The organism is Peptoniphilus sp. BV3AC2 (genome assembly GCF_000478945.1).
GTDB classification, from domain to species: domain Bacteria; phylum Bacillota; class Clostridia; order Tissierellales; family Peptoniphilaceae; genus Peptoniphilus_B; species Peptoniphilus_B duerdenii.
Window position 1 is genome coordinate 63,149 of sequence record NZ_AWXD01000031.1, and the last position, 15,615, is coordinate 78,763.

General features: G+C 34.0%; 17 protein-coding genes and 1 riboswitch. Of the genes, 4 read left to right on the forward strand and 13 right to left on the reverse strand.

Going from position 1 to position 15,615, the window contains the following annotated elements:
- The first annotated feature begins 62 nt into the window (after window positions 1-62).
- Entirely contained in the window at window positions 63-1,184 is a 1,122-nt protein-coding gene (locus HMPREF1252_RS07985; RefSeq protein WP_023060220.1) for a poly(R)-hydroxyalkanoic acid synthase subunit PhaE, read from the forward strand.
- Window positions 1,185-1,271: 87 nt separating this feature from the next.
- Here the strand turns inward: HMPREF1252_RS07985 and HMPREF1252_RS07990 are convergent, their stop codons facing one another.
- The 5 genes from HMPREF1252_RS07990 to HMPREF1252_RS08010 form a co-directional block, all read right to left on the reverse strand.
- Window positions 1,272-2,171, reverse strand: coding sequence for a dihydroorotate dehydrogenase (locus tag HMPREF1252_RS07990; protein WP_008901943.1), 900 nt, complete (start codon window positions 2,169-2,171; stop codon window positions 1,272-1,274).
- On the reverse strand, window positions 2,164-2,874 hold the full coding sequence (locus HMPREF1252_RS07995; RefSeq protein WP_023060111.1) for a dihydroorotate dehydrogenase electron transfer subunit: 711 nt from the start codon (window positions 2,872-2,874) through the stop codon (window positions 2,164-2,166). Before HMPREF1252_RS07995 ends, HMPREF1252_RS07990 begins: the two co-directional genes overlap by 8 nt.
- Window positions 2,871-3,302 carry an aspartate carbamoyltransferase regulatory subunit gene (locus tag HMPREF1252_RS08000; RefSeq protein ID WP_008901941.1) on the reverse strand — a complete coding sequence of 144 codons (432 nt, stop codon included), beginning with the start codon at window positions 3,300-3,302 and terminating at the stop codon, window positions 2,871-2,873. The genes HMPREF1252_RS07995 and HMPREF1252_RS08000 overlap by 4 nt, the downstream gene beginning before the upstream one ends.
- Before the next feature lies 1 nt (window position 3,303).
- Window positions 3,304-4,218, reverse strand: coding sequence for an aspartate carbamoyltransferase (gene pyrB / locus HMPREF1252_RS08005; RefSeq protein ID WP_023060135.1), 915 nt, complete (start codon window positions 4,216-4,218; stop codon window positions 3,304-3,306).
- Window positions 4,219-4,316: 98 nt separating this feature from the next.
- Window positions 4,317-5,312, reverse strand: a complete 996-nt coding sequence (locus HMPREF1252_RS08010; protein WP_023060228.1) for an LCP family protein — start codon at window positions 5,310-5,312, stop codon at window positions 4,317-4,319.
- A gap of 221 nt (window positions 5,313-5,533) precedes the next feature.
- On the opposite strand from HMPREF1252_RS08010, the gene HMPREF1252_RS08015 reads away from it, so the two are divergent.
- Both HMPREF1252_RS08015 and thiT read left to right on the forward strand, forming a co-directional pair.
- On the forward strand, window positions 5,534-5,776 hold the full coding sequence (locus HMPREF1252_RS08015; RefSeq protein WP_023060110.1) for a hypothetical protein: 243 nt from the start codon (window positions 5,534-5,536) through the stop codon (window positions 5,774-5,776).
- A riboswitch (TPP riboswitch) is annotated at window positions 5,777-5,872 on the forward strand. It begins immediately after the preceding gene.
- A 14-nt stretch (window positions 5,873-5,886) separates the two neighbouring features.
- Window positions 5,887-6,417 carry an energy-coupled thiamine transporter ThiT gene (thiT, locus tag HMPREF1252_RS08020; protein WP_023060160.1) on the forward strand — a complete coding sequence of 177 codons (531 nt, stop codon included), beginning with the start codon at window positions 5,887-5,889 and terminating at the stop codon, window positions 6,415-6,417.
- A 105-nt stretch (window positions 6,418-6,522) separates the two neighbouring features.
- Here thiT and HMPREF1252_RS08025 read toward each other — a convergent pair whose 3' ends face one another.
- The 8 genes from HMPREF1252_RS08025 to HMPREF1252_RS08060 form a co-directional block, all read right to left on the reverse strand.
- Window positions 6,523-7,149 carry an AAA family ATPase gene (locus HMPREF1252_RS08025; protein WP_023060205.1) on the reverse strand — a complete coding sequence of 209 codons (627 nt, stop codon included), beginning with the start codon at window positions 7,147-7,149 and terminating at the stop codon, window positions 6,523-6,525.
- A gap of 245 nt (window positions 7,150-7,394) precedes the next feature.
- Complete coding sequence (radA, locus tag HMPREF1252_RS08030) at window positions 7,395-8,744, reverse strand: DNA repair protein RadA (RefSeq protein ID WP_023060193.1); 1,350 nt, start codon at window positions 8,742-8,744, stop codon at window positions 7,395-7,397.
- Window positions 8,731-11,190 (reverse strand): ATP-dependent Clp protease ATP-binding subunit, encoded by a 2,460-nt coding sequence (locus HMPREF1252_RS08035; RefSeq protein ID WP_023060142.1) that lies wholly within the window; start codon window positions 11,188-11,190, stop codon window positions 8,731-8,733. The genes radA and HMPREF1252_RS08035 overlap by 14 nt, the downstream gene beginning before the upstream one ends.
- The gene (locus tag HMPREF1252_RS08040) at window positions 11,190-12,146 is read right to left on the reverse strand and encodes an ATP--guanido phosphotransferase (RefSeq protein ID WP_023060189.1); all 957 of its coding nucleotides are present in this window, start codon (window positions 12,144-12,146) and stop codon (window positions 11,190-11,192) included. Before HMPREF1252_RS08040 ends, HMPREF1252_RS08035 begins: the two co-directional genes overlap by 1 nt.
- Window positions 12,133-12,627, reverse strand: a complete 495-nt coding sequence (locus HMPREF1252_RS08045) for a UvrB/UvrC motif-containing protein (RefSeq protein WP_008901932.1) — start codon at window positions 12,625-12,627, stop codon at window positions 12,133-12,135. Before HMPREF1252_RS08045 ends, HMPREF1252_RS08040 begins: the two co-directional genes overlap by 14 nt.
- A complete protein-coding gene (locus HMPREF1252_RS08050; protein WP_008901931.1) occupies window positions 12,624-13,091 on the reverse strand; it encodes a CtsR family transcriptional regulator in 468 nt (155 codons plus the stop codon). The genes HMPREF1252_RS08045 and HMPREF1252_RS08050 overlap by 4 nt, the downstream gene beginning before the upstream one ends.
- A gap of 251 nt (window positions 13,092-13,342) precedes the next feature.
- Window positions 13,343-14,848: a 4Fe-4S dicluster domain-containing protein gene (locus tag HMPREF1252_RS08055; RefSeq protein WP_023060151.1), complete on the reverse strand. Its 1,506-nt coding sequence runs from the start codon at window positions 14,846-14,848 to the stop codon at window positions 13,343-13,345.
- Window positions 14,845-15,123 carry a (2Fe-2S) ferredoxin domain-containing protein gene (locus HMPREF1252_RS08060; RefSeq protein WP_023060207.1) on the reverse strand — a complete coding sequence of 93 codons (279 nt, stop codon included), beginning with the start codon at window positions 15,121-15,123 and terminating at the stop codon, window positions 14,845-14,847. The genes HMPREF1252_RS08055 and HMPREF1252_RS08060 overlap by 4 nt, the downstream gene beginning before the upstream one ends.
- 127 nt (window positions 15,124-15,250) lie before the next feature.
- Here HMPREF1252_RS08060 and HMPREF1252_RS08065 point away from each other — a divergent pair, with 127 nt between their 5' ends.
- On the forward strand, window positions 15,251-15,583 hold the full coding sequence (locus tag HMPREF1252_RS08065) for a hypothetical protein (protein ID WP_023060119.1): 333 nt from the start codon (window positions 15,251-15,253) through the stop codon (window positions 15,581-15,583).
- Window positions 15,584-15,615: the final 32 nt, after the last annotated feature.

Genomic DNA, 15,615 nt, shown 5'->3' on the forward strand with positions numbered 1-15,615 from the left:
TTAAATGACATTCATATACTAATGTGGTAGAATATAAATATATGGAAGAAAAGGGGGTAACTATGAACAACTTTTATGAAGATTTATTCAAAAAACAAAGTGAGATGTTAGAAAAAATGGGTCTTAGTTTCTTTACAAACGAAAACCAATTTCTAGATGGGAATTTTATGAAATCTTATATGGAAAATACCAAGAAGTTCCAAGAAGATTTCGTAAACAAGTACTTTGACAAGGAAAAGGTAAAAGAAAACTTAAAGGCTATTAATCCGATGCTTGGTGACTACTACGACAGATATGTTGAAAACCTATTAAATATGAATGCATTTGATTTCAACGAATATCTAAAAAGTCCAGAAGAGTTTTCTAAAATGTATAGAGATAGTTTTGATTCCTATATGAGAGCTTATGATCTTTACAAAGATATCTACAAAGCTCCTGAACTTGCGAAAGAAAACTTCGAAAAGTCACTTGAAAAATACAAAGATCTTTCAATTTCATATTTAAAAGAAAATGTATTTAAACTTATGCCAGAAGCACTTAATAAAGAATTTGAAAAATCTCTTGAAGATGCTGATACTAAAGGTGCTGCTTTCAAAGAAATGCTAAGCCCTTGGGAATTCTCAGGTGCAGATATGAAAGATTACTATCTTGAAGCTATGAAATCAAGACCTGCTTTAGTGGTTAAATTCCTAGAAGATATGGATAGTAGGATGAATCTTTCTCTTAATGCTGTTGAAAATTTAGATAGCTCTGAATCTACAAAAGAAATAGTTAAACTCCAAAGAAAATATCTCAAAGAATATGTAGATTATGCTAAGAAATTAGGCGACTACAATGACGCTATCTACAAAATTCTAAAGGAAGCGACTGAAAGCACTATTGAAGATATGAAGAAAGACTTCAATGAACTTAAAGAAAACAAATCATTTGAAGATTTCTATAAGTATCTAAGCAATATCTATAAGAAGAACATGGACAAGCTTAAAGATCAAGAACAAGTAAACAAACTTGTTGAAAAGACTCTTGAAGCTGTAAGCACTTTTAAAGAAGATGCTGAAAAGATGATGAAAGAGTATAGAGAACTTACAGAAGTTTCTCGTAAGAGCGAAGTGGATTCACTTAAAGCAGAAGTTCAAGCTCTTAAAGATAAGATTGCAGCTTTAGAAGCAAAACTAGACAAATAAAATTATAAGAGAGGTTATGCCTCTCTTTTTTATTTAAATCTATGGAATATAAAAACACACTGAAAATCCAGTGTGTTTTTGTTTTTATTAAATTATTTTGTATATATCTTTTATGGTGGTGTTATTTTTTTCTAGATATTTTTCTAAATCTTCTAGGATTTCTTTAACTCCATAAGGATTCATAAAATTATATGTGCCGACTTGCACGAGTTTTGCCCCAGCCATTATAAATTCTAGTACGTCTCTATATCCTGCTACTCCTCCAATCGCCATTACAGGTATATCAACTGCATGTGCAACTTGGTGCACCATTCTAAGGGCTATCGGTTTTATCGCTGGTCCTGAAAGTCCTGCGTATACATTGTCAAAGACTGGTTTTCTTTTTTCTAGATCTATCGCCATGCCTAAAAATGTATTTACAAGGGAGATTCCATCTGCTCCACCCTCTTCTACTGCAAGTGCATTTTCCACTATATTTTCTGCGTTTGGAGAGAGTTTCACTACAATTTTATGTTTAGAAATTTCTTTTATCTTTCTAGTGATCATTTCTGATGATTCGCACTTGATTCCAAAAGCCATTCCTCCTTCTTTTACATTCGGACAGGAAATGTTTAGCTCTATGAAATCAAATTCATAATCATTTAATATCTCAGCTGACTTCAAATATTCATCCAAGGTATTTGAACCTAAGTTTACAAAGATTCTTGGACCGAGGTTTGTCATATCTTTTAATTCGTGTTTAACAAATTCATGAATACCAGGATTTTCTAATCCAATGCTATTTAGAAGTCCAGATGGTGTCTCTTGAAGTCTGATTCCACTATTGCCTGGCTTTGGATTGAATGTGACTCCTTTTGATGAGATACCACCGATTAAATCTACTGGATAGTAATCCTTGTAATCTTCGCCATAACCATATGTTCCGGAAGCACCTACTAGAGGATTTTTAAATTTTACTCCTAAAAATTCTGTTTCAAGTCTATTCATAAATATCACTTCCTAAGAATATTGGTCCTTCTTTGCAAGTTCTTTTGTTTCCGTTCTTTGTCTTGCAAGTACATCCAAGGCAGGCTCCCACTCCACATGCCATCTTCGTATCAAGGGATACATAGCATGTAGAATTTTCTTTTAGAGAGAGCTTAGTTATATTTTCAAGCATAGCCTCTGGTCCGCAAGCGTAGATTAATTTTTCTTCTTTGAAGTCGATGATATCAGTTATAAATCCACCTCTTTTAACAAAGATTTCCACTCCCAATTTTTCTAAGTCGTAGAACATCTCGTCAAGTTTAGTAACTTCATCTAATCCAAGGTAGAGTTTTACTTTTGCATCTCTATCTTTTTCTTTTATTTTCTTTGCAGTTAAATACATTGGAGCAGTTCCCACTCCTCCACCGACGAGTGCCACCTTGTCCACATCTATATCAAATGAATTTCCATATGGTCCGTAGACTTTTATTAAGTCTCCTTCTTTTAAATTTCTTAGAAGGTTCGTTCCAACTCCTCTTTCTTCTACTAGAAACTCAAGTCCGTCTTCTACATTGTAAATGGAAATTGGTCTGGATAATGTCGGATAATTTTCCCAGGATCTAAGCATGTAGAACTGTCCAGCTTTAGGTTCAACTTCAAAGTCTGTCTTTAAAAAAAAGTATCTGTCGTCAATATCTATATTTTTTAATACTTTGCAGATCATATTTCTTCAAATTGTGTTATAGAGTCACAATATTCGCATCTGTACTCTTTGGTTTCCCTGTCAACTAAGTAGAATTTGTGTTCTTCTACTTTTTGGTCGTTAGTAATACATCTAGGGTTCTTGCAATGGATTACTCCTTCTACCTCTTCTGGAAGTTCCATTCTAATCTTGTCTACCCTTGCTCCGTCTTCGATTATATTTACGGTCGTGTGTGGTGCTATAAGTCCCAGTACTGTGAAGTCAAGTTTAAAATCTGTTTCTATCTTTATAAGATCTTTCTTGCCCATGGAAGTTGATCTTATTCCTTGCATAAGAACTACAGGGTCTTCAACTTCGTTTAGTTTAAGTGCGTTGAAAAGTTTGATTCCGTCACCTGCAACTATATGGTCTAGTACGATTCCTTTTTTAATCTTTGATACATTTATCATTTTATGCCTCCAATCCTAGAAGTGTCATTATAAGTGCCATTCTTACATACATTCCGAATTTTGCTTGTTGGAAGTATACTGCTCTTTCATCATCATCTACATCGTATGAAATTTCATTTACCCTTGGTAGAGGATGCATAACGATCATATCCTTCTTAGCTAGGTCTAGTTTTTCTTTGTTAAGTATGAAGAAATCTTTTAATCTTACATATTCTTCTTCTGATACAAATCTTTCCTTTTGAACTCTACTCATGTATAGGATGTCTAGGTCCTTTATGCTTCCTTCTAAGTCATCTGTTTCAGTATAAGAATTTTCTGGTAGTTCACTTTTAAAAATCTTAGGCATCTTTAATTCTTCTGGACTTATGAATACAAATTTTACATTGTCATATCTGTTCATCGCCCTTACAAGTGAGTGGATGGTCCTACCAAATTTTAAGTCGCCACAAAATCCTATCTTTAAATTGTCAAATCTTCCTTTGTAATGTCTTATTGTAAGTAGGTCTGTTAAAGTTTGAGTTGGATGGTTATGGGCTCCATCTCCAGCGTTTATGATTGGCATAGTTTTTAAGTACTTGGTAGCAAGTAGTGCTGCCCCGTCCTTAGGATGTCTCATCGCACAGATATCCGCATAGTTTTCTACAGTTCTTAGCGTATCTACTAGTGATTCTCCCTTTGAAGTTGAAGAAACTTTTGCATCTGAGAAACCTACTACCCTACCACCAAGTCTATTCATTGCAGTTTCGAATGAAAGTCTGGTTCTAGTTGAAGGCTCAAAAAAAAGACTGGCTAAGACATATCCTTTACAAACATCCATGTACTTACGTGGGTTTGAAATAATGTCATCAGCCAGATCAAAAAGTCTACTTAACTCTTCAGTTGTGAAATCACGAGGTTCAATCAAATTCCTAATCATTATTATCCTCCTAAATGTATCTTCTTTTTTGTTCTTAAGAAGTTTACATCATAGAGAAAGTAATGTCAAGGTAAATTTAAAAAATATTTATATTAAATTTAATTACCTACGGTTATGCTTTCCATTTCTTGTGTCCTATCAGGCATCACAAAATTAAATGGAAACTCGTGAAGTTTTTTAATTGCTTGGGTCTTGTATAGATCTATAACATCTACCTCAACACCGCTTTGAGTCTTCTTAACGAAGTCACCTGTTATTTTATCCATTCTAATATCGGTGCTATTTAATTTAAGTCCCCAGGTTGCAAGATACGCAATATCACCGTAAGTTAAATCTGTTTCCACATTGTTAACAGCCATTTCCAAAAGTTTTGGAACTAATAGAATGGTGCTTGGAGATTTTAACTCCTTGAATATTTGCATAAGGAAACCTTGTTGAGCATCTATTCTTCCAAGGTCAGAATCCCTATAAGCCTTTCTTGCTCTTAAATAAGCAACAGTTTCTCTACCATTTAAGTGGTTTGTACCCCTCTTTAAATCAATCTTAAGAGGCGGATAGATCCAGTTGTCTTCGTACTTGTAATCAGGTCTATTCCACTCGATATCCACTCCACCTAGTGCATCTACAAGTTGTTCGATGATATCATACTTAACTACCACATAGTGATCAATGTATGTGTCAAGTAAATTTTCAATCGTATCTACAGCTAGAGGAACATCTCCAAGTACGTATGCATCATTTATCTTTCTCTCGCCATGACCTTTTATCTTAACCCATGAATCTCTTGGTATGGATAAAACTTGTACCTTGTTTTCAATAGCGTCAATAGAGATAAGCATTATTGTATCAGATTGACCTCTCTCTTTTGACTCTGGATTTGCAAGAGTAGAAGTACTTGTTGCTCCAAGTAAGAGTATGTTTATCCTCTTTTTATTGTCGAAAATATTTTTTTGTTTTTCTTTTTCTTCCGTCTGCCTTTTAAGTTTATCCACGCCTATCTTGGCAATTCCAGGCTTAGTTGCATATAAAAATATTAGTAATCCTGACAATGACAGCACTACTAAAACAAAGAAAACTTTTATAAGTTTCTTCATCAGTCACCTCTTTATAATAATTTTCACATCTGTGAATATTTTTCAAATTATTTATGTAATTATTACCTAAGTCTTTATTTTAACACATGAGCTGCTATTTTTCAAAATTTATAAGATTATAAATAAAACCCCTCACTGTACATAAATAATTTTTAGTGTTATCATAGAATCTAGTGAATTAATTTAATATTTTTTATCACTTATAAAATATAGAGGAAAAAATGAAGACACTTTTTATCTCAGGTCTTTGCCCTTATTGCCCACCTGCAGTTGAGTACGCAAAGAAACTAAATGAAGAAGTTAGAATTGTAGATATTACAAGTTCTATTAAAAATTTAAAAGAATTTTTAAAATATAGAGATTCTGATCCATATTTTGATAAGTTCAAGAAAAATAACCAAATTGGAATACCTACTTTTATGGATGGAGATGGAGAACATTTCTATTCCATAAGTGAGTATTAAATATATTTTAAGGGGAGCCATCGCTGAGAGGGATTTAATTCCGACCCTAGAGCTGATCCGGGTAATGCCGGCGTAGCGAACAGGTCCCCTCTTAATAAGAGGAGGAAAAAATGAAAAGATCAAATTTATTAAGAATCGTTGAAGGTGGAATCTTCATCGCACTAAGTATCGTCCTAGATTATATTAAAATCTGGAGGATGCCACAAGGCGGTTCAGTTACCGCACTTGCAATGTTACCTCTTATTCTCTATTCACAAAAATGGGGATTTAAGAACGGACTTCTAGCAAGTACAACTTTTGGAGTTCTAAAATTCTTACTAAGTGGAGGATTTTCTCTACATCCACTATCTATAATCTTTGATTACTTAGTTGGATTTGGAGTTTTAGGATTCGCAGGTGCTATAAGAGGAGATAGAATAAAAGCCACAATGGGTGCTGCTCTTGCAATTTTCTTAAGATTTATTTCTGTATTTATCTCAGGAGCGTTCGTTTGGTATATCTACGCACCAGAAGGAATGAATCCATACTATTATTCATTCATCTACAACATAACCTACATGGGTCCAGAACTAGTGCTTACATGTGCAGTACTAGCAATCATCTACCCAAAATTTGAAAAATTTTTAAAAGCTAAAAATTAAATTTTTAATTATAATTTAATATTTTTTAAAGTTTTAAAACAAGAAAATCCCCTTATTATTTTAAGGGGACTTTTTATTTATTCAGAAAATGTATTTCTAATCTATTTAATAATTATTTTTTAGACTTATGATTATGTTTACTATTTCATCCACAGAAAACTTAGAGGTGTTGATTGTGAAGTCATATTCTGATGCTTGTCCAAAGTTACCCTTTGTAAATCTTTCGTAGTGATTAATACGCCTCATATCCATCTTCTTAATCTTACTGGTGGCTCTTTCTTCATCATAGCTCATCTGATCCATAATATTTTTTACTCTATCATCAAAGTCTGCCGCTATAAATATATTAAGTGGTTTGTAATCTCTAAGTACATATCCTGCGCATTTGCCTAGGATAATAGCATTTCTACTCTTTGCAATATCTCTTATGGTTTTCGCTTCTGCCAAAAATCTTGCGTCAGAGATCATCATGTCTTCTTCTGAATAGGAATCATTCTCCCTATATAGATCATAGACAGTTCCTTTTAAAAATGAATCGTCCTTGGACACAGAACTTAAATCTACCTGAGTTTCCAAAGTCTTAAGCTCAATTATATTTTCATCAAAATATTCTGCTTCAAGTCTAGTTGCAAGTTTCTGGGCAATTAAATCACCCTTGGATCCGTACTGTCTATCTATGGTTATAAGTGTATTTGATTTTTTATTTGATAAATTAAAAATTTTTTTAAACATAATCTTCTCCTATAAGTATGGTACTACTTTAGCACAAATATATGAAAATAAAGTTAATAATATTAGAATAATTATTCAAAGTCAATGAATTTTCTAGATTTCTTATAAAGTTTGTTTAAATATTTTATTCTTTGCCAAGTTCATACTTCTTTTATTTTCATTATAACATATTGAAAGTACTCTATTATTTAAGAAATTTTAAAAAAATTTTTAATTGCAATATAAAAACCAAGGTTGCCCTTGGTTTACTCTTCTATTGAATGTTTCAAAACTTCCATTATGTGATTTAATTTTACTAAATCTTTCGATTCTTGTTTAATATTTTTCGGAACGTAGATATGTTTAAATCCCATGCGTCTTGCTTCGGAGATTCTTACATCTATGGACGGACAAACTTTTAGTTCTCCAGTAAGTCCTACGTCTGCAATAAAAACGCTTGATGCTTTTACTGGCTTACCTACAAGACTTGAATAGATGCTTACAATAACCGATAAATTGGATGCGGTATCTTGAAGTTTTATCCCGCCTGTAGTTTTAACAACCACGTTTTTATCCATCATTGGAACTTCTCCTCTCTCTTCAAGGATTGATATTAGTGTAAAAAGTTGTTCCTTTCTAAGATGTTCTGAAACTCTCGACGGATATGGCATAAATGATTTTGAAACCAATGATTCCACTTCGAGTATGATTGGTCTTGTCCCTTCCCTCGTTACAGATAATGCTGAGCCAGGGACATTTTTTCCATTTTCTCTCTCCGTCATGAAGTATTCTGAAGGATTGTCGATAGAGGTGAGACCTTTTTCATCCATTTTGAAAAATCCCATCTCTCCTGTGCTTCCATATCTATTCTTAGTTGTGGAAAGTATCCTTAACTCTTCATAGGTTTCTCCAGATAATAAAAGCACTGTGTCCACCGCGTGTTCTAGAGATCTCACTCCCGCAAGTGAATCTTCCTTCGTCATCTGTCCTACGATAAACACTGCCCTTGGTCTCGTTTCATTCTTCGCCATATTCATTAATATGTGGATGGATTCCATTATCTGCGTCGGTGAACCTGCTCTCGATTCGATATTTGGGATGATAAAAGTCTGTATTGAATCCACAATTACAAAGTCGCAGTCCAAACTCTCCACTTCATCCAGCACATCCACAAGGTTATTAGTTGAAATTACAAAGAGATTATCAGAAATATTTTCTACGATTCTCTTAGCCCTCTGTCTTATTTGACTTGCCGATTCTTCTCCAGATGCATAGAGCACTTTTTTTCCTTTTGAAGCCAAAATATTTGAAACTTGAAGAAGAAGGGTTGACTTACCTGCTCCTGGTCTTGCAGTTAAAATGGTGAGGGAATCTTTTAAAATTCCCCCGCCCATTACTCTATCAAACTCAGAAACTCCCGTGAGGATTCTCTCGCCTTCCAATGCTTCCACATCTTTTAAGGGTTTTGAGCCTTTGGATTTAAAGATTTCTGTCTTTGATACGGATTTTGTTTTCTTCTCCTCCTTGGTCTCTTCCATTGAGCCCCAGGCACCGCACTCAGGACATTTTCCTAAAAATCCAGGAGAAGTATATCCACATTCACTACACTTGTACATTTTCTACTACCTTATTTTTTATTTTATTCCTACGAATTACAAGGGTTTCTCCATTCTTATAAACGGTTACAGAATCTCCTCTTTCGATCTCTCCATTTACAAATTTATCCGCAAGTACGTCTTCGATATTGGTTCTTATAGATCTTGCAATTGGTCTTGCTCCATATTCTTTATCGAAACCAACTTCAGAAATATAATTTACCACGTCTTCTGTAAATTTAAGATCAAGTTCTAGATCCTTTACCCTCTCTTTAAGTTCATCGAGCATAATTCTTACGATGTCTTTAATTTCTGGCTTGCCCAATTCTTTAAACACTATTATATCGTCAACTCTGTTCAAAAATTCTGGTCTAAAGGTCTTCTTTAGTTCTTCATTTATAATATTTTTCATCTTTTCGTATTCTGTTTCTTCTCTTGCCTTGGTGCTAGTTCCAAATCCGAGACTTGATTTATTCTTAAGAAGGGTTGCACCTGCGTTTGAAGTCATGATGATGATTGTATCTTTAAATGAAACTGTCCTTCCTTGAGAATCGGTCAAAATTCCATCGTCCAAAATTTGTAAGAGAATGTTAAACACATCTGGATGAGCCTTTTCAATTTCATCGAATAGTATTACAGAGTATGGATTGCTTCTTACGATTTCTGTTAGTTGTCCACCTTCTTCGTGACCAACGTATCCTGGAGGTGATCCAACGAGTCTACTTACAGAATGTTTTTCCATGTATTCTGACATGTCGATACGAATCATGTTGGATTCATTTCCAAATACTTCTTCTGCAAGCTTCTTGGATAGGTAGGTCTTACCCACTCCAGTTGGTCCTACAAAGATAAATGATCCTATCGGTCTATTTTTATCTTTTAGTCCAACTCTTGCTCTTTTAATTGCTTTGGATAGGCTTATGATTGCGTCATCTTGTCCCTTTACAGATCTTCTAAGATTATTATCCAACTCTCTTAGTTTTGTGTTTTCTTCTGTAGTTAGTTTTGTAACTGGAACTCCAGACCAGGAAGAAACTATTTCCTCTATGATTTCTACTGGAACATCTGGTTTTTCTCTATTGTTTTTATATTCTTCTTTCTTAAGTTCAAAGGATTCTCTTATTGAGGATTCTTCGTCTCTTAGTCTTGCAGCTTTTTCATAGTCCTGTTCGTAGATTGCCTTTGCTTTTTCCGCTTCTATGTCCTCCAACTTTTCTTCAAAAGTTTTAACGAATCTTGGAGTCTTTATATTTTTTATTCTCACCTTAGATGCAGCTTCATCGATTAAATCTATGGCTTTATCAGGGAGATATCTGTCGTTTATATATCTGTTGGATAAAACTACCGCAGATTTTATAATTTCATCAGAAATATTTACCATATGATGATCTTCATAGGCAGCCTTTAAACCTTTTATAATCTCTATGGATTCTTCTTCTGTCGGTTCTTTTACATTTATCGCCACAAGTCTTCTTTCGAAGGCTGGATCTTTTTCTATGTGCTTTCTATATTCCTTGGTGGTTGTTGCACCAATTATTCTAATTTCTCCCCTTGCCAATGCAGGTTTTAGAATATTGGATGCATCCATTGCCCCTTCTGCACCACCAGCTCCCATGATCACATGCATCTCATCAATAAATAAAATTATGCTACTATCTCTTGTCGCTTCTTCAATTACACTCTTAAGTCTCTCTTCAAAGTCTCCTCTATACTTAGCCCCTGCTATTAATGAGCTTACATCCAAAGTCAAAATTCTCTTGTCCTTTATGACATCAGGCACTTCTCCTTCGACGATTCTCGCTGCGAGACCTTCTACTATTGCAGTCTTGCCTACTCCTGGATCACCGATTAGAACAGGATTATTTTTCTTTCTTCTAAGAAGAACTTGGATAATTCTTTCGATTTCTTCTGTCCTTCCTATGATTGGATCGATTTTTCCTTCCTTCGCCCTTTCATTTAGATCAATGGTCCACTCTCCAACTGGAGAATCTTCTTTTTTATTTTCTTTCTTGCCTTGGTTTGGGTTTCCATTTAGTGCTCTCATAATAGATGCTTCGAGAGATTCTGTATCTATGCCAAGATTTCTCAAAATCATGACAGCTATTCCCTGTCCTTCTTTTAAAATTGCAAGAAGAATATGTTCTGTACCTACAAGTTTTGAGTTCATAACTCTCGATGCTTCGTAGGATAGGTCAATAATCCTTTTCGTTCTAGGTGTATAGTTAAGTGGTCCTAGATTTTCTCCTGAAGAGTTGGCTGAAACTATAGAATCTAGTTCTTGTTTTGCAAGATCATAGGTGATTCCAACTTGGTAAAGAATACTAGATCCAGCTCCAGAAGTTTCTTTTATAATTCCAAGTAGCAAGTGCTCCGAGCCTATATATGATTGGCCGCTTATCCTTGCTTCTCTTTGAGCAAGTAGCATCGCCCTTTTTGCCGGTTCTGAAAAATTATCAAAAATCGCCACTAAAATTCCTCCTTCATCATTTTTCTAACTAGATTCGCCCTTACAATATCTAGTGATTTGCCATCTAAAATCTGTTTTCTGTCGTGTTGAATGGCTCCATTTGTAAGTGAATCTATGCTTTTTATTAAATTTCTATTTCCATTCTTTTTTATAATTGAGAGAGATACTCCCAAATCTAAAATAGTTAAATTGTCTATCATCTCATCTAATTTCAAAATTCTTGCGTTACGAAGTAGTCCATAGGACCTGTTCACCATATCTTCAAGAATTGCGATGTCATCGAGATAGAGTTTTTTTCTATTATCTAATTCAATTCTTTCTATTTCTTTTGAAATACTTGTAATTTTATTTATTATAGTTAGCTCCGATTCGCCGATAGTGACCATATTTTTTAGTACAAAAATATTATTTAAACTAGAATTATTTACTTTAAATGGTTCAAGTCTATATCCCATCCTGTTTATGGATTTAGAAATATTTTTTATTCCAAAATACTTTGTCGCAGGAAGTGAAATCACTACAAAGGCTTGGAGTCCTGTACCTACAATTGAAGGATCTGTAGTAAGATATCCAAAATCCTTATCAAAGGCATAGTTAATCTTTGAAGATATTTCATCGTCAAGTCTGGATAGTTTTCTATATCCTTCTAACAAATTTTCCTTGCCCATAGTAGTTATGACCATATGATCTTCTCCCATGAGAAAAATCTTTATATCTTCATCTTCAAGATATGAAGAGAATTCTCCATGATTTAGAAGATTTGGACTCGTGGTAAACTCTTCCTTTAGTTTTAGTAGCTCATAGGTTGTAAGTTCTTTTAGTCTCTTATGACTAAAGCTTGGGAGAGATTCTGCAATTTTATTTGCAAGTTCTGTTGCATCTAAGTTATCTATTGTAGATGTGAAGTTTTTACCTTCTATATTTCTGTGAATCCTAATTGCATTATAAAGTATCATTCTTCACTTCCAAATCTTTTATTTCATCTCTTAAGATCGCTGCCTCTTCATAATTTTCAAGTATTAGAGCCTCTTGCAACTTATCTTTTAAATCAAGAATCTTTCTGCCAACTTTTAAATCCGTTGGACTAGAAACTGGAATCTTACCCTTGTGCACAGATGAAAGCTGGTAGTTTTGTAAGAAATTATTTATTTCGTCTCTAAATTCATCGTAGCAATGGATGCATCCAAGATCAGAAGTTTTTAGCACTTCTCTTATCTTTCTTCCGCAAAATCTGCAGGTCTTTTCTTCATCTATGGTTTCTTCTTCAACATTAAATATTTCTTTAAACAAATCCTTAAACCCATCAATCATAAGGAAATTGCCTTTGAACTTCTTCGCTGCGCATTCCTTACATAGATGGATCTCAGTCACTTCGTTGTTCTCTACCTTTGTAAAAGAAATAACCGATTCTCTTTTTTTACAATTATCACAGATCATTTCTCTTTCCCTCCCAGTACATATACAATCATATTTTTAAGAATATCTGCCCTTACCTCATTTTTTCCTTCTCTAATTTTATTTAGAGATCTGTTGGAAATGGATACAAGGATTAAATTCTTTTCATCATCATCTATTTTTCCCATTTCATAGAGGGCTTCCACTATATCATGTGCTTTTTCTAAAGTTATAGAATCTCCAATTTCATTGAATAGATTTTCTCTCTTCCTTCCATATTCAGTTATGGTAAGTTTTGTAATCCTTATGAAGCCTCCGCCACCACGACGAGATTCCACATAGAATCCTTTAAATGGAGTAAATCTTGTAGTAAGCACATAGTTTATTTGAGAAGGGGCGCAATCAAACTTCTTTGCGATTATAGATCTTTGTATCTCCAATGAGCCCTCTTCTTCCTCTAAAAGTTGTAGTAAAAACTCCTCTATATTATTTGAAATCTTTGCCATTTAATCACCTTTGACATTCTTTGACATTTATCTTTAAAAAAATTTTCTTTTCTCCTTTAATTAATTTCATATTAACACAAATTAGTATAGATTGTAAACAGTTTCTTGACATTCTTTGACATTAGAAATATTTTTATAGATATTTTTAATTTTAATTTAAAATTTATTTTATAGAAAATAGTTTTTTTCGTTCATCTGGTATAATTTTACTTTCATTAAAATATAAAAAAATCTGTTGAATATTCAACAGATTAATCCTCAAATTTGTAACCTTTTATATTTTCATTTTCAAATGGATCTTTATACTTAGAATTTTTCATAAATTGATCCACATTTTTCTTAACTCTTGTTGTAGATTGAATAGTTCCAACTCCTGCTATACATCCACCAGGACATGCCATTCCTTCTAACAAGTATCCATTTTTTCTTCCAGCTTTTGCAACCTTTAGCATCTTTACACATTCGGAAAGTGAATTTGCGCCTTCGATTAGTATTTCTCTACTTGGGTCTATTTCTTCAGCCACTTTCTTAACTGCTGCTGCTACTCCTCCTGCTACTGGATAACCTCTACCTAGTGCAGATGAATCTTCTACGTCATCTTCGATTTCAATGTCCATAGGTTCTACATCTTTTGCAACGAACATTCCCATTAATTCTTCAAATGTAAGCACAAAATCCACCGAAGATTTTATATTTGTATCCAGCGCTTCTAATTTTTTTGAAGTACATGGACCTATGAATACTACTACCGCTTCTGGATCGATATTCTTAATATATTCTGCAGTGTACCTCATTGGTGAACCTGAGTCAGAGATTTGTTCTTTAAGTTCTGGGAACATATTTTTGATCATAAGCGACCAGCTATAACAACATGAAGTTCCCATAAAAGGAATTTTTTCTGGAACTCTTTCCAAATATTCATGGGCTTCGTGTAGTGTCGTAAGGTCCGCTCCCAAACCAACTTCAATTACATCTTTAAAGCCAAGCTCTTTTATAGCTTCGAAAACTTGTTTTGGAGTTGTACTTAGTCCAAACTGTCCGATAAATGATGGTGCTACCGCCGCATACAATTTCTTGCCAGCTTTTATTGCTTTTATTACTTGATATATCTGTGACTTGTCTGCAATCGCTCCGAAAGGACATTCAGAAATACATCTTCCGCAGGCAACACACTTGTCTTGATTGATTTCTGCTCTATTGTATTCATCGGAACCTATCGCACCTACTCCACATGCAGCACTACATGGTCTATCAAAATCGACTATCGCATGGTATGGACATGTATCTTTACATCTTCCACATTTTACGCATTTGTCATGATCGATTTCTGCACGATGCTTACCAATTTTAACCGCGTTTACAGGACAGACGTTGGTACAAGGGTGCGCCATACATCTTCTACAGTTATCCGTTACATAGATAGTCCTAGTAGGGCATGATTCACACGCAAATTTAATTACATTTACCAGTGGTTTTTCGTAAGCGTTGGTATCAATATCAATCTTGTCAAATCCATCGGTGATTTTTTTATACACTCCGATATTTCTTATTGGAAGGCCAAGAGCAAGTCTTATTCTCTCATCGGCAATGGCTCTTTCTCTAAACATTGATTCTCTAAATTGAGCAACCTCTCCTGGGAAAAGTCTGTAGCTTGCATCTTCGAAATTACTTGTATCCAAGTCGTTGTAGGCAATCCTTGCAACTTCTGCAAAGACTCTACGTCTAATATCAACTATCCTCGAATAACTTTCTTTCATAGATCTTGCCTCAATGCTTCCATAACTTTTTCACTTACCGCTTGTGGAGTTGCGTTATATAATATTTCGTCATCAATTACCACAATCGGTGCCTTTCTTTCATTTTCTCCTTTGCATAGATTTAAACATTTACTAATATTTAATTCTAAATTTTTTGAGCTGCAGAGTTCTGACTCTGGTCCGCAGAGCTCATTGGCTATGTATTCCAATTGATCATAGATCTGATTTGCACCCATCATTGTGCATCTAGATCCCATACAAACTGTAACTTTCATTTTATACCTCCTACGTTATCATTATAGCAGAGAATTTTTTTCTTTTCTATGATTGATAACACAATGAATCTTTTCTTGTATTTTTAAAATCAAAATATTTCTGTTATAATTAACTAAGGTGATTTTAATGAAAAAAATAGGTGGAATTTACATCTTTTTATCTTATTTTGTAGGTTTAGTATACTTACTTGCATATTATTTTTTGATGACAGAGTTTTTTAAAGTTGATCCATTCGCAGGAATATACTTAGTTATTTCAATCTATATTGTCATTTGCTATATTTTATTTCCTTGGTCATGGAACCATCTATATGATCTTGTTGAGAATACCCCTTTATCAGTGCTTACATTTTCAAAACTATTTATGGGACTCGGATTTTTCTTCCCATTTATTCTACTTTTTCACGATAAGGAATACGAGAAAGATAAAGAAGAAAAAGATTTTTACGAAGAAATTTAATTTACACATAAAAAGCGACTAAAGTCTATGCT